At 52.3% G+C, this 14,312-nt stretch carries 18 protein-coding genes; all 18 read left to right on the top strand.

Annotated features, from left to right (window positions below; genetic code table 11):
• Window positions 1–8: 8 nt before the first annotated feature.
• Window positions 9–1,466 carry a phage portal protein gene (locus HQN87_RS08305; RefSeq protein WP_173130557.1) on the top strand — a complete coding sequence of 486 codons (1,458 nt, stop codon included), beginning with the start codon at window positions 9–11 and terminating at the stop codon, window positions 1,464–1,466.
• Entirely contained in the window at window positions 1,435–1,650 is a 216-nt protein-coding gene (locus tag HQN87_RS08310; protein WP_173130560.1) for a hypothetical protein, read from the top strand. Before HQN87_RS08305 ends, HQN87_RS08310 begins: the two co-directional genes overlap by 32 nt.
• Window positions 1,647–3,533, top strand: a complete 1,887-nt coding sequence (locus tag HQN87_RS08315) for a minor capsid protein (RefSeq protein WP_173130563.1) — start codon at window positions 1,647–1,649, stop codon at window positions 3,531–3,533. Before HQN87_RS08310 ends, HQN87_RS08315 begins: the two co-directional genes overlap by 4 nt.
• Before the next feature lie 298 nt (window positions 3,534–3,831).
• A complete protein-coding gene (locus HQN87_RS08320) occupies window positions 3,832–4,449 on the top strand; it encodes a phage scaffolding protein (RefSeq protein ID WP_173130566.1) in 618 nt (205 codons plus the stop codon).
• Between the two features lie 20 nt (window positions 4,450–4,469).
• Window positions 4,470–4,808 carry a hypothetical protein gene (locus tag HQN87_RS08325; protein ID WP_173130569.1) on the top strand — a complete coding sequence of 113 codons (339 nt, stop codon included), beginning with the start codon at window positions 4,470–4,472 and terminating at the stop codon, window positions 4,806–4,808.
• Between the two features lie 4 nt (window positions 4,809–4,812).
• Entirely contained in the window at window positions 4,813–5,832 is a 1,020-nt protein-coding gene (locus tag HQN87_RS08330; protein WP_173130572.1) for a major capsid protein, read from the top strand.
• Window positions 5,833–5,869: 37 nt separating this feature from the next.
• Window positions 5,870–6,154, top strand: coding sequence for a DUF7210 family protein (locus tag HQN87_RS08335; protein ID WP_173130574.1), 285 nt, complete (start codon window positions 5,870–5,872; stop codon window positions 6,152–6,154).
• Window positions 6,129–6,506, top strand: coding sequence for a head-tail connector protein (locus HQN87_RS08340; protein WP_173130577.1), 378 nt, complete (start codon window positions 6,129–6,131; stop codon window positions 6,504–6,506). The genes HQN87_RS08335 and HQN87_RS08340 overlap by 26 nt, the downstream gene beginning before the upstream one ends.
• A gap of 2 nt (window positions 6,507–6,508) precedes the next feature.
• Window positions 6,509–6,880: a hypothetical protein gene (locus HQN87_RS08345; protein ID WP_173130580.1), complete on the top strand. Its 372-nt coding sequence runs from the start codon at window positions 6,509–6,511 to the stop codon at window positions 6,878–6,880.
• Window positions 6,877–7,284, top strand: coding sequence for an HK97 gp10 family phage protein (locus HQN87_RS08350; RefSeq protein ID WP_173130584.1), 408 nt, complete (start codon window positions 6,877–6,879; stop codon window positions 7,282–7,284). The genes HQN87_RS08345 and HQN87_RS08350 overlap by 4 nt, the downstream gene beginning before the upstream one ends.
• Before the next feature lie 2 nt (window positions 7,285–7,286).
• Window positions 7,287–7,709: a phage tail terminator family protein gene (locus HQN87_RS08355; protein WP_173130587.1), complete on the top strand. Its 423-nt coding sequence runs from the start codon at window positions 7,287–7,289 to the stop codon at window positions 7,707–7,709.
• Window positions 7,706–7,945 (top strand): hypothetical protein, encoded by a 240-nt coding sequence (locus HQN87_RS08360; RefSeq protein WP_173130590.1) that lies wholly within the window; start codon window positions 7,706–7,708, stop codon window positions 7,943–7,945. Before HQN87_RS08355 ends, HQN87_RS08360 begins: the two co-directional genes overlap by 4 nt.
• Window positions 7,946–9,262, top strand: coding sequence for a phage tail sheath family protein (locus HQN87_RS08365; protein ID WP_173130594.1), 1,317 nt, complete (start codon window positions 7,946–7,948; stop codon window positions 9,260–9,262).
• Window position 9,263: 1 nt separating this feature from the next.
• Window positions 9,264–9,734: a phage tail tube protein gene (locus HQN87_RS08370; RefSeq protein ID WP_173130597.1), complete on the top strand. Its 471-nt coding sequence runs from the start codon at window positions 9,264–9,266 to the stop codon at window positions 9,732–9,734.
• 30 nt (window positions 9,735–9,764) lie between these two features.
• On the top strand, window positions 9,765–10,187 hold the full coding sequence (locus HQN87_RS08375; RefSeq protein WP_173130600.1) for a phage tail assembly chaperone: 423 nt from the start codon (window positions 9,765–9,767) through the stop codon (window positions 10,185–10,187).
• A gap of 232 nt (window positions 10,188–10,419) precedes the next feature.
• Entirely contained in the window at window positions 10,420–10,815 is a 396-nt protein-coding gene (locus HQN87_RS08380) for a hypothetical protein (RefSeq protein WP_173130603.1), read from the top strand.
• 57 nt (window positions 10,816–10,872) lie between these two features.
• On the top strand, window positions 10,873–13,557 hold the full coding sequence (locus HQN87_RS08385; RefSeq protein ID WP_173130606.1) for a phage tail tape measure protein: 2,685 nt from the start codon (window positions 10,873–10,875) through the stop codon (window positions 13,555–13,557).
• Window positions 13,558–13,590: 33 nt separating this feature from the next.
• The gene (locus HQN87_RS08390) at window positions 13,591–14,310 is read left to right on the top strand and encodes a LysM peptidoglycan-binding domain-containing protein (protein ID WP_367272675.1); all 720 of its coding nucleotides are present in this window, start codon (window positions 13,591–13,593) and stop codon (window positions 14,308–14,310) included.
• Window positions 14,311–14,312 lie beyond the last annotated feature (2 nt).

The following is a 14,312-nucleotide window of genomic DNA, read 5'->3' on the forward strand; positions in this document are numbered from 1 at the left end:
GGGGACCGATGGAGACCCTACAGGAGATACTGGAGAACTTGAATGCCAATGCACCGATGACGTTGGAGGAGATCATTCAGGCAGAAGTCAGCGACTGGGAACGGTCTGAGGAACGCAAGTGGATGCTGACCGGCAAACGCTATTATCGGCTTAAAAATGACATTCTTGATCAGCGCCGGAAGACGATTGATGCTGAGGGGCGGCTGGTCGCTGCGGACAACCTGGCGGATAACCGAATTCCTCATGGATTCGTCCGCAAGCTGGTGGACCAGAAGGCCGGCTATCTGCTTTCCAAGCCGCTCCTGCCAAAGACAGAGCTGCCGTCTTATCAGGATGAGCTGGAATTGTTCTTCGATGATGACTTTAAGCGCTTATTCAAGAATGTGGGCAAGGATGCCGTCAACTGCGGTAAAGCCTGGCTGCATCCGTATTACACCGAATCCGGCGAGCTGGCGTTTATGCGGCTGAATCCCGAGGAGTGCCTACCGATCTGGAAGGACGCTGCGCATACGGAGCTGGCCGCTTTTGTCCGGGCCTATGCGATTGAGGGCTATGTGGCCAAGAAAAAGCAGACCGTCAAGCGTGTGGAGTGGTGGGATCTGGACGGCGTGCGTATCTACGAGGAAGAGGCTGGTAAGCTGCGGCTGCTAGAACAGCGGAATCACCTTGCTGTGATTGAGGGCACCGGCGAAAAAGCGCTCAATTGGGAGCGGGTGCCGTTTGTCTGCTTCAAATACAACAGCGAGGAACAGCCGCTCATTGAACTGATCAAAAAGCAGGTCGATGACTACGACAAGCAGAAATCGGCCAACAGCAACAACCTGGAGGACCTGCCGAACAGCATATATGTGGTCAAGAACTACAGTGGCCAGGGCGGCGGCGAGTTCAGGGAGAACATTTCCCGCTTCCGGGTGGCATTTGTGGATGGTGACGGGGGCGTGGATACCATCAGCCTGGATCTGGATACGGAAGCTTACCGCAATCACATGGACATGACCCGCAAGGATATATTCGAGTTTGGACGCGGGGTCGATACCCAGTCCGACAAGTTTGCCAGCGCTCCCTCCGGCGTGGCCCTCCGTTCCTTGTATCAGGATTTGGATCTGGATTGCAACGACATGGAGAGTGAATTACAGGCGGGGCTGAAGCAGCTGCTCTGGTTCATCGACACGCACCTGGCAGCAGCAACGGGCAAAGATTATTCCGAAGAGCCGGTAACCTTCATTTTCAATCGGGATGTACTCATCAATGAGTCTGAGGCCATCACGGATGCCAGTAACAGCACCGGGGTGATCTCCAGAGAGACGATTGTGGCCAACCATCCGTGGGTCACCGACACCAAGGAGGAACTGGCACGAATCGAGGCCGAAGAGCAAGTAGCTCGGGACAAGATGGAGGATTACGGACTGCCTCCGGCTCCAGGAGGTGACGGCAATGCTAAGCCTGCAGACCCGGAACAAGGTTGACGCGCTTATCGCCGCTTTGACGGAACGACTGATTCCTGGAGTTCAGGGGGCCGGGGAGCTACCGCTGGCCGCCATTGACTCCTTGGCCGGACTGATTGCATCATCTTCAGGGGAGGTTCCAGATTCGCCGTCCCCTATTTGTGGATTCATTGCTCCCGCTCCCCCGGAAGAGGATGAAGAATGAAGACGGCGGCGTACTGGTCTGGCCGCATGGAGCAGCTCAATGAATCCCTGCTGAACAAGGGTGTCCCTTTTACGAAGGCAATGCAGAAGGAATACCGGAAGGCTCAAATAGCCATTCAGACGGACGTCAATAATTTTTACCAACGCTTCGCGGATAATAATGGCCTGGTCAGCCTGGCCGAAGCGAAGCGGGTCCTTCGTGCCGGCGAGCTGAAGGAATTCAAGTGGACTGTTGAGGATTACATCGCCCGCGGCAAAGAGAACGCCATTGATCAGAGATGGATGCGGGAGTTGGAGAATGCCAGTATCCGAGTGCGTGTGACCCGGCTGGAGTCGATCCAACTACAGATGAGGCAGCACATTGAGGAAATGTCAGCGAAGCGCCTGGCTGGCACCACGGGTCTGCTGGGCAATGTCTACAAGGATGGGTATTACCGCAGTATATTCGAGTTGCAGAAAGGGGCAGGCATCGGTGCTTCCTTCGCCAAGATTGACAAGCGGCAGCTCGAAGCCATCCTCTCTGCACCCTGGGCACCGGACGGCAGCAACTTCAGCAGTAGGATCTGGGCGGACCGGGTCCGGCTCAATGGAGAGCTGCGCAATCTGTTTACTCAAGGCTTAATCAGCGGAAAAACCTCCAAGCAGATGATTCAGCAGCTGCAGGATCGGCTGGGCGTATCATACCGTGCAGCAGAGCGGCTGATCCTCACCGAGTCCGCTTACTTTGCGGGGCAATCCCGTCTGGCCGGATATAAGGAGCTGGGCGTGGAGCAGTTCCGTTACATGGCTACCTTGGATAAGCGCACCTCACCGACCTGCCGAGATCTGGATGGTGAAGTGTTCGAGGTGACCGATGCTCAGCCGGGCGTCAATTATCCGCCCATGCACGTGTATTGCCGATCCACGACAATCCCGCATTATGACGACAACATCAAGGAGCGGGTCGCCCGAGACGATGACGGCAAGACGTACAAGGTGCCGGAGGATATTGATTATCCGGAATGGGAGAAGAAGTACGCTCCAGAAGCGGCTCAACCGGCAGAGGTGGAGACTCCACCTAAGAAAGGGCCAGAAACGCCACTGCCGACGATTGAGATCCCAGGACAGCCGGATAAAGGTTTGCCGATACCGGGTGGGCCTACATCGTCAGTCATTCCACGAGAAGACACCAATCCTGCACCGCGCCCCTTTAAACCAGCCGAATCCCTTCAAGCGGCTGAAGAGGTGGCACGGAAAGATTATGGATTTGATGATGTGGACTATACCGGTATGGACTTGGAAAGCGCAAATGATCTGAATAAGGCGATTGATGGTGCGTTGCAGGAGCTCCCCGGGATCAAGGGATTTGTGAAGACGCTCAAAGCAGTGGACACTGATGAATATGTCGCGCAAGTGTCTATGGGACTGCGCGAAGCTCCAGACATACTACATGCCGAATTGCGGATTTCGACGCATTATTATAACTCGACCGGAATTGATGATATAATCAAGGCGTCTACGGAGGCAAAGTTTTGGCCTGTCGGTGCCAACCGGCAATCCATCTTCATTCACGAATTTGGGCATGTGGCTGAATATGCACATGCGCTTAAGATTATGGGTGGGTGGACCGGCGTATCCATGACAGCCGATGAACTGCAGATTGCATCTATGCGGATTGCACGCGGCACCTTATCTAAGGAGATCGTAGGCGAGGCGCTTGCTGTCTTAGGCATCCAGAATGTACCTGGAAATATTATGGACGAGTTGAGCCAGTATGCGACAACGAACACGAAGGAGACACTGGCCGAGGCGATTGGAGAAGCTGTTGGTATTGAGAATCCGCGTAGGCTGTCCGTGAAAATCAAGGAGATTCTGAAACGCAAGATGAAGGAGGTTGGGCTGTAGTGCAACTATATGTTCCCCCAAAGCTGCTGCCTTGGGTTACCTTCGGTAATGATACAGTCCATCTGAAGGAGAACGCACCAGAGGAAGTAAGGCCGCTTTATGAGAAACTAAAGGCGGATATGAAAAAGTCATATGATACGACTGTTCCGAAGGATGGGACATTCCCGAAACTCTAAGCACTCTCCAAACCACGGAGGTGCTTTTTTCATGCCGTCTTTTTGGTATTGCAGACGTTAAAGAACAAGACATCACCGGACGCGACCGGGTAAAAAGCGAAGATGAAACGGAGGAATCCTAAATGAATAAAGAGCAGTTTATTGCCATCGGATTGACAGAGGATCAGGCGACAAAGGCAGCGGCCGCTTCAGCGGATGAGTTAAAGGGCTTTGTGCCCAAGGCCCGATTCGACGAGGTGAACGAGGCGAAGAAGCAGGCCGAACAAGACCGTGACAAGGCATCGGGTCAGCTTGAAGAGGTAAAGAAGTCTGCCGGTGATAACCAGGCGCTGAAGGATCAGATCACGAAGCTGCAGGACGAAAATAAGACGGTTAAGACGGACTATGAAGCCAAGGTGAAGGACCTACAGTTGACCACGGCGCTCAAGCTGGCGCTGGCCGGTGAAGCACATGATCCAGATATCGTTGCTGGACTCCTGGATAAGACCAAGATTGAACTGGACGACAGCGGCGCTGTGAAAGGCGGGCTGGATGATCAGGTGAAGGCCCTGCGTGAGAGCAAGGGCTTTTTGTTTGCTGAAAAACAGGAGGCCAAAGGGCCGACCTTCAAGGGTTTCAAATCGCCGGATAGCAAGGACCAATCTAAAGGTGAGGGCGGGGCCAGTGTCGCCGCAGACTTTGCCAAGGCGGCCAATGAGTCCGGGAAAGCGCCGGCTGCTGCCAATAACCCATGGGGTTAAATCAGAGAGGAGATTAACAAATGCCATATGTAAAAGGTAAAACAACGATCAGTGAGATTAATTTTTTGGCCAGCTCCCATGTCATCGCTCACACCTATCAAATCAGCGATGTGGGTGTAACGGCTAATGCACAAGGACGTAAGCTTGTTCCTGCGGGTACCGTGTATCCGGCTAACGATAATACGGCGATCGGTATTACTTATACCGATACCGATGTCACAGAAGGACCGCAACCCGGTTCTGTTATTATCGAAGCTTGGATTCTGGAGGAGCGCATGCCGGTAGCTCCGACAGCCGCGGCTAAAACAGCGCTGACAGCCAATTCAAAAATCAAATTTAAGCAATCCGTAGGAGGTTAAGACAATGCCAAGCGTATTTGAACTTTTTACACAGCCGGAAATTCTGAATTATCTGGAGAATCGTCAATATCCTGCGCTTCTTGGCGAGAACCTGTTTCCAGAGGTTAAGCGCGAATCTCTCGAATTCGACATGATCAAGGGCGGAAGTCGTCTCCCAGTCGCCGCCAGTGTACACGCCTTTGATACGGAAGCCGAAATCGGCAGCCGTGAAGGTAGCAAGGAAGCTCTGGAGCTGGCGCTCATTAAGCGCAAGCTCCAGATGAAAGAAAAGGATATTATTGCTCTGGAGAATCCCCGGACGCCCCAGGAGCAGCAATATCTTATGAGCCGGGTCTACAACGATATTGACGTACTGGTCAATGGTGTACGGGCAGAGGTTGAACGTTTCCGCATGTCTGCTCTGGCCAATGGTACGATTCCTATCAATGAAAATGGGTTGAGCCTGGTTATCGACTATCACGTTCCTGCTGAACATAAGGAAGTCCTGTCGGGAACCTCTCTATGGACTGATCCGAGTAGCGATCCGATCGGTGATTTAGAACGGTGGGTAGATGCACTTGACGAGAAACCAGCTCGCGCACTGACCTCTTCATCACTGCTCAGTGCCCTGCTTCGGCATCCGAACATCATCGGTGCCCTGTACGGGAATAACTCGCTGCGTGTTCCAACACGGGCGGATCTGAATGCCTTCCTTACGCAGCATGAGCTGCCGACTGTAGCGGTGAATGATAACAAATACCGTAGACAAAATGCCGACGGTACCTATACCACACATCGCTACTTCCCGCAGAATAAGATTGTGCTGTTCGGGGCTGATACACTGGGCGAAACGATTTACGGACCGACCGCTGAGGAAATTCGCTTGGCGCGTGACCCACAGATTGACATCAAGAAAGTGGGGCAGGTTCTGGCTATGGTTTATGAGGAAGGCAAGGACCCGGTTGCTACATGGACGAAGGCGGTCGCTACAGCCCTGCCAAGCTTCCCGGAAGCCGATAATGTTTTCCAGGCGACAGTATTGTAATCACAGGGCGGTTCGCCGCCCTTAAGGAGGAATTTTCGTGAAAGTGGAAGTTAAGGGAATCCCGATCCGGCATAACGGCCAGTTGTATCAGAAGGGAGAGTCCTTCAGTGTAATGGAGAAGGAATATGCCCGTTTGGAGCAGTATGTGAAAGTTCTGGAAGAGGATGAGAGTTCAGCGCCGCTTCTTGTTGGGGAGATGGACTTGCCTGCTCTCAAGGATTATGCAAAACAGCAGAGTATTGATCTGGGCAAAGCGACCAAAAGGGAGGATGTCCTGGCCGTGATCCTGAAAGCAGGTGAAGCCGGTGGAGGAGCATCTTAAGTATCTGCCCAAGTTGAAGGTGCTGCTGGGTATCCCGATCGAGAACGTGATGAAGGATTTCCAGCTGATCTTTGTCCTGGAATCCATTGTTCAGGCGATCAAGACATTCTGTAATATCACCTCAATTCCGCGAGAGCTGGACACGGTGGTCCTGCAAATTGCCGAAGATTACTACCGGGCGAAGTATCCGACAGAGTTCGAGCAAACGGTGCCGGCCGTTACCAGCATCAAGCGCGGGGATGTCACCACAACATTCGGATCTTCCAAAGCGGTGGTAACGGTAGGCTCTGGAGCTGCCTTCGTCCGTAACTATGAGGCGCAGCTGGTCGCCTTCCGCAGGATGAGGTGGTAAGTATGTCATTTGGCAATGTACTGGCGGAGCGGGCGGCTATCGAGAGCACCTATGAAGGCTTGTGTTCCGTTTTCGAGATGCAGAATGTCAAAGACCCGGTAACCGGTAAAACGCGGCAGCAGCCCGTTCCTGTTCTGATTGATGAGCCGTGCGCTCTGTCACAGTCCTCTTTGCCCGCAGCCACTCAGACGGTGACGGCAGATCAGATCAATTATGACGCCAAGCTGTTCATTTCCCCGGATGTGATTATCAAGCCCGGCAGCCGGATCACGGTGTTGCAGAACGAAATGGTATTCCAGGGAGAGCAAGCCGGACAACCATTCCGATACGCAACCCATCAGGAGATCAAGCTGCGGGAAGTGAAGAACGCATGAGTGGGCTGGGAAGCTTTGACTTCAGCGATGTGAAGAAGCTGCAGAAGAACCTTCAGCGGATGCAGAAGGAATTCCCGGCTTTCATGGAAGACTGTACACGGGAGCTGGCCGGACGACTGCTGGCGAAGACGATAGCCCGGACGCCTGTGCTGACTGGAGACCTGCGGCGAGGCTGGCAGATTGGCCAGGTGGTCCGGCTTCCTGGCGGCGGAGTACATGTCGAGATCACGAATAATGTGGAGTATGCGTTATACGTTGAATTTGGTCATGTCACGCGGCTGAGAACAGGCTGGGTTAACGGAAAGTTCATGCTGACACTGTCCGAGCAAGAGCTGGAACGGGAGTTGCCGGGCATCATGGATCGAAAACTTAAAAAATATATGGATAAGCACATGGGGCGGTGAGTATGCAAGACGTTAAGAACGCGCTCATAAAGAGGCTATCGTTATTTACTCCGGAGTATCCCGTATACGACGAAGCCGTGGAGCAGGGTATGGAGCAGCCGTGCTTTTTTGTGCTGTTGTTGGAGTCCAGCCAGGCCCGCGAGATTGACCGGCGGTATAAGCGGTTCCACCCCTTTGATGTTCATTACTTCCCGGACCCGGACGCGCCAGCGTTGCGGGAAGCCTGCGAACAGATGGCAGAGCGGCTTTATTCAGAGATTGAGTATATCAGAGGCGCCGAGGGTGGCTACCGGGGAACAGGTATGCGACATGAAATTGTGGACGGGGTGCTGCATTTCTTCGTTCAATACAACTTCCATATCCTCCGAGAACGGGAACCGGAAATTAAAATGCAGACAATGACCGAAAGGAGCTGGATTAAGTGAAAGAAATTGTTAAGTCAATGAAATCACCTGCAGAGGAACAGGCCACCAGCGTACAGAGCGCACCAGAGGTAGAATCCACTGCGGGCCTGTTTGCAAAGGAACAGTTCCTGGCTTCGGCTAAGTACTCTTATCAAGATAAAGATGTGCTAGCGGCACTGCTGGAGGATAACCAGCTGTATTCAGCAACCGAGGCCCAGCAAGTGATTGAGGATTTTAAGAACAAGGAGGCGGAGTAAATGGCTGGAGGTACTTGGACACTGCAAAACAAAGTTAGACCAGGTGTGTATGTCAACGTCGAATCTTCGGGTGGGACGTTGGGAGCTGCGGGTAGCCGGGGCGTGACGGCACTTGCGCTGTCCCTGCCGTGGGGCGCGGCTAAGGTGATTACACCGATTGTGGCCGGCGAGGATACGCTGACCCGGTTGGGCTATGATCTGACCGCACCGGAGTTGCTGCTGGTACGCGAGGCTCTCAAGCGGGCACGGACCGTCCTGCTGTACAAGCTTAACGAGGGCACCAAGGCAACGGCAGCAGCTGGCGCACTGACGGCCACGGCGAAGCATGGCGGCCTGCGCGGGAATGCGTTGACCGTGGTGGTGCAGACCAACCTGGATGACACGACTAAGTTTGATGTCAAGACGCTGCTGGACGGTGCTGTGGTGGATACGCAAGTGGTGGCCAACATTGCCGGACTGGTCGCTAATGATTGGGTGGTGTGGAGCGGAACCGGAGCGTTGACAGCTTCAGCCGGTGCGCCGCTGGTCGGCGGGGCCAATGGCACGGTAACCAATGCGGACCATACGGCATTCTTGGCTGCACTGGAGCTGTTCGACTTCCAGACCGTGGCGCTTCCGGCTACGGACAACGCACTCAAGGCCGTATATGCTGCCTTCATTCGCCGTCTGCGGGAAGCAGAGGGTAAGAAGGTTCAGGCGGTTCTAGAAAACTATCCTACCGCAGACAGCGAAGGTGTGATCAGCGTCCGTAACGGCGTAGTCCTGTCAAACGGCACGGTCTTGACGGCGGTGCAAGCTACGGCCTGGGTGGCGGGAGCAACCGCTGGTGCTGAGATGAATGAGTCACTGACCTATGCGGCCTATGATGATGCGGTGGATGTGGCACCGCGCTTCACAAATAGCCAGATCGAGGCGGCGTTGAATGCGGGAGAGTTTATTTTTACACCATCTGGTAACCGCGCGGTTGTAGAACAGGATATTAATACCTTCCTGAGCTATTCGCCCACAAAGAATAAGTCGTTCCACAAAAACCGGGTAATTCGCGTGCTGGATGGCATCTCCAACGATATGAAGCGGATCTTCGAGGCTTCGTATATCGGCAAGGTATCCAACAACACCGACGGCCGGGCGCTATTTCGGAAAGAGATTGTCGTCTATCTGACTGCGCTGCAGGAGATTGATGCGATTCAGAATTTTGATTCTCAGGCGGATATTACCGTTCTGCCGGGGATTGATTCGGACGCCATCTATGTCGAAGTGAATATCCAGCCAGTGGATTCGGTGGAAAAAGTCTATATGAAAGTGCAGGTGAGATAAAATGGCATTTTTGAAAGCCAGTGATACAATCTCCGGTCAGGAAGGCCGGGCCTACGCCACAATCAACGGACAAGTAGAGGAAATGTTCTACATCAAGACGCTGGAGGCTTCCGTGGAAAAGGAAAAGGCTGATGTGAAGACTCTCGGCCGCCGGGGTACCCAACATAAAGCTATCGGCTGGAACGGTACCGGCAGCATGACGATTTATTACGTGACCAGCCGCTTCCGCCAGTTGATGCTGGATTACATGAGTTCCGGGAAAGATACGGACTTCGATGTGACCATTACGAATGAGGACCCCAACTCTACGATCGGTCTTCAGACGATCACGTTGCTGGGCGTCAACTTAGACAGTGTGGTTATGGTCTCGTTGGATACAGAGTCGGATGCGCTGGAAGAGGATATTGACTTTACCTTCGAGGGCGTAGATATGGGACAAGCATTTGACGCACCAACATCAAGTCAAAACTAAAAAAAAGAAAATACAGGAGGAATGTAGACTATGAGTGAGTTTTCAGCATTTTTTGCACAAGCAGCAGCCATCGAGGCCACAGAGGAATTTATTGTGTCCAAGCGCTTCAAGGACAAGGAGGGCAAGCCGCTCCCATGGAAGCTCCGCAGCATCACCGAGGATGAGAACCAGGAGCTGCGGAAAGCTGCTATGAAGAAGGTAAAGGGCCGCAATGGTGCGTATACCCCTGAATTCGATTCCAATGAATATCTTGCTAAGATGGTAGGCGCTTCAGTGGTCTACCCAAACTTGAAGGATGCGGAGCTGCAGAAGTCCTACAGTGTTCGGGGAGCCGAGGCCCTGCTGCGCAAGATGCTGCTGCCTGGTGAGTTTACGGCCCTGATGGAACATGTCAATGCGCTGAATGGGTATGACCAAGACCTGAACGAACTGGTGGATGACGTAAAAAACTAATCAACGAGGGCGATGGTGAGGCGAATTTTGCCTACTACGCCCTCCATGAACTGCACATACTGCCGCATGAGCTGATGGCCCTGAGCCTTCGTGAGCGTGCAGCAATTTATGGCATGATCTCCGTCCGGATCGACAAGGAGAAGAAAGATCAGCCGAAAGTTCGCAAAAAATGATAGACCCTTCCTTCCCTTATTTGGTATATTGTTTGTAAATATTACCTATGGGGGTTGACATGAAAAAGTTTTGGAGTGGTTTATTAATCGTTTGTCTGCTGCTGGTTTTCTCGGGATGTTCGTCTTCTAATGAGGCTGATGATCTGACCATGGATAAGTTTATCGAAGCTTTCAATAATTCAGGGGAAGAAATTAGCAGTACAGTTCCTTTAGAAGAGAATAAAGGAATTGATAAGAATAAAAAGCCTAAGTATGAAATGATACAAGCAAATGATGGTCTTATATTCTATCTGGGAAAAAACCCGGTTAAAATTTATGAATATGAAACAGTAGAAAAACTGAAAAAAGCTAAAGAAAAATATTCTTCTATAATGGAAGACTGGTCGATTAATGGCAGGTTTGTTTTGGAGACAAAAAATGAAAGAGCCAAAGAAATATTCAACAGTGTAGAGTAAGCGCATTGAGCATCCCACACCGGGGTGCTTTTTTCATGCCGAGAAAGGAGGGAAGCCATGGCTTCAATCGAAGCGAGTATTAAGCTGTATGAGGACTTCACCCAGCGTTTGGCCACCATGAACAGCGCAATGAATGCAACCATTGCCATAATGGAGCGGCTCCGTGCTCAAATGCAGATGGCGATAGGGTTGCAAATTAATGTCGGCAATGCCGTCGCGGAGCTTCAGCGAATTAAGGAATTGCTGACAGCATTGGGGCCGGGCAACGCCATTCAACTATCTGTTAATTCGGAGCAGGTCTTGCAGCAGCTCCGCACGGTCCGGCAGCAGATCGGTTCTGAATTTGGTTCTACGGTGCTGGAGGTTAGGCTGGCCACTTCGGACTTCGCGGGGCAATTGGCGACCATCCAGTCTTCTTTGCCTGCGGTGCAACTATCTGTGTCGCTCGATACGGCCGGAGCTGTCAGTTCTGCAACCGCAGCCAGTGAGCAAATCAAGCATGCAATTGGAACGATTACAGCCGCGCTGAAAATCGAAGTACCCGATATGTCGGCGCAGCTGGCAGCACTTCGGGCAGCGGTTCCGCCAATCTCAATTCATGCAACCTTGGATGCTGCTGCTGCTCTGTCTGCTGCCTCTCTGCTGGGGGCGCAGTTGCGGACCCGAATTGGCACAGTATCTGTAGATGTGAAAGTGGAGTTGCCAGAGGCAGCGGCTGTAAGGTCACAGCTTCAATCTCTAATCCATAGTATGGGTAGCCACACGACAGCGATTCGGATTAGCGTAAACTTGGACACCGCTCACGCGCTGCACCAGGCGTCACTACTGCGGGCACAGCTTGAGGCAAGGATTGGCACCATTACAGCGACACTCAATTTGACGTTACCGGCTACCCTTGACACGTTGCTTCATTCCTTGATCCGGACCGTAGACAAATTACGGATACTGGTCAATCGGCTACTGGGGAGTGGTGGTGGACCTGGCGGCGGAGGTGGTGGTGGATCTGGAGGCCGTGGCGGCGGAGGAGGAGGTGGTCTCGGGTTAGGCAATATACTTGCAGGGGTTGGCGGTGTCATGGGGGCCAAAGCTCTCGGCACGGCGATGCTTGGCGGGGCAATGGAGCAGCAGAAGATGGTGGACATGTTTGTTGCCCGGACCGGAGATGCTGAAATCGGCACGGCGATGTTTGAAAAATTCAAGGCCGATGCTCTGAAGACGGGGCAGGATGTCAATAAGTCGCTGCAAAGCACGCTGTCGTTCTTTTCCACGACTCAAAACACGGATCATCTCGAAAAGCTGAACAACTTTGCTCAACGGATGAATGCGTTTGACAGTGCGGGGAACGGCATAGAAGGCGCCGCCTTTGCGCTAAAAGAGGCGATGAGCGGGGATATTGTCTCTCTGGCTGAACGGTTCAATATGTCAAAATCAGATATTAAAGGACTCAATATTGACAAGCTTGGGAAAGCCGGGGATATGGACGGCTTTATTAAGGCCTTCGACAAACTGCTCGAAAAGCAGAAAATGGGTCAAGCAGCCTTTGACCAGATGATGGCCAGCCCAGCTAAACAGGTTGAAACTCTCGGTAACAATGTTCGCTCCATGTTCGCAGATGCAGGCGGAGATGCAATGAAATCATTGACCCCGCTGATCACTCGGTTGAATGCTGCTTTCCAAGCTGGTAAATTCCAGCCTTTCTTCGATGCGCTTAGTACTGGACTGGATTTTGTCGTACAAGGCGTTATGAAGTTGATCGACTGGATCACTGCGGTCTACACCTATTTTTCGGAGAACTGGTCATGGATTGAGCCGATTATCTCCGGTGTAGGGGCGACGGTGCTATCCTTAGTTGCAGCGCTAAAACTGGTGTCTATTGCCCAAGCAGCAGTGAACGCCGTCATGAAGGCTAATCCATATGTTCTTATTGCGACATTGATTATTGGCCTTATCGTCTATTTCTACAGGTTGTGGAAAACTAACGATGAATTTGCGGCCGCAATGATGCGGGCCTGGAACGTGATCCTTGGCTTCTTCGATAAGGTTCCGCTATTTTTTATGCGGATAGGGTATGGAATCGCGGATGCGTTCAGTTATGCAAAGATCGCTTCGCTTCAGATATTGGAAGATTTAGCAAACGGAGCTGTTGATAAAGTCAATAGTTTGATTGATACACTAAGCAGTATTCCAGGAGTGTTCATAGACCCGGTAGATCATGTTACATTCGCCGCCAGCGAAGCTGCCAAGGAAGAAGCTGCCCGCCAATCTAGAGATGCGGCACTAGCAGCAAAAGAGGCAGCTATTGATGATAAGGCAGCCGCCCGTGAAGAGAAAGTGCAGAAATTCCTCAAAGACCGCGAGGATAAACGTGCTGCCGCTGAGAAAAAAACCAAGGAAGAAGAAGAGAAGAACAAAGCTGGCAAGCCCTACGACTTCACCGACTGGAACAAACGTGCCGATGCGGCCCGGTCACCTGTAGGCGGAGATGATAAGAAAGATAAACTAAAGAAGGTTGATAAGGTTGGCAAGGTTGAAAAGCCGATCGACATTTCCAAGGAGGATCTGAAAATCATGAGGGACGTCGCGGAGATGAAAAACATCCAGAACTTTGTCACGCTGACCCCAACGGTGCAGGTGAAGACCGGCCCGGTGACTAATCAGACCAATCTGGATTCCATCGTCAAGAAGATCGGAAGAGCTCTTACTGAGGAGATTGCTTCGACGGCGAAGGGGGTGTATTCCTAAATGGCTAAAGTGCCTATGCCTAGAGGATCTAGAGTGCCAGTGCCTAAAGTGCCTAAAGTGGCTGAAGGCTATAGCATTGAGCTGAGCTTTAATAACCGGGCCATATGGTTCGAGCTTCCCGTGCTGCCGGAAGAAATTGAGATCAGTGGCGAAGGGGACGGGGAGACATACACCATCACAGATCTGGGGCAGATCAATGTGATCAAGGCCCCAGTACTTAAAACGATTCAGTTCGAGAGTTTCTTCCCAGCCATCCCCCCAGGCAGCACCTTACCCAGCTATGTCTCCTCCGCCAATTGGGGGCAGCCTGCGGACTACATTATGCTGATTGAAGACTGGATGAACAAGAGGAAGCCTATTCGGTTCATTTTCACCAGTCTGGGCTTGAAGATTAATCTGGCGATGAGTATCGAAATCTTTAACTACAAGGAAGTGGCTGGCAGGCCTGGCGACTTTGAGTATGAGCTGGAGCTGAAGGAATACGTCTTCTATGCGGCCAAGAAGGTGACGCTGAAGACGACACCAACAGCCAGCGGCACTAAGACCACGGCGAAGAAGGAACCGGCCAAGCGGGCAGATGAGCGGGCCAAGCCGAAGACGGTCACCGTGAAGTCTGGTGATACCTTGATGAAGATTGCCAAGCGCGAGCTGGGGGATGGTGGCCGGTGGAAAGAGATCCAAAAACTGAACGGCCTCACGGACGCGCAGCTGAAGACACTCAAAGTCGGCAGCGTCCTGAAGCTCCCGGGGTGATG

The organism is Paenibacillus tritici, assembly GCF_013204885.1.
Classification (GTDB): Bacteria; Bacillota; Bacilli; order Paenibacillales; family Paenibacillaceae; genus Paenibacillus_AQ; species Paenibacillus_AQ tritici.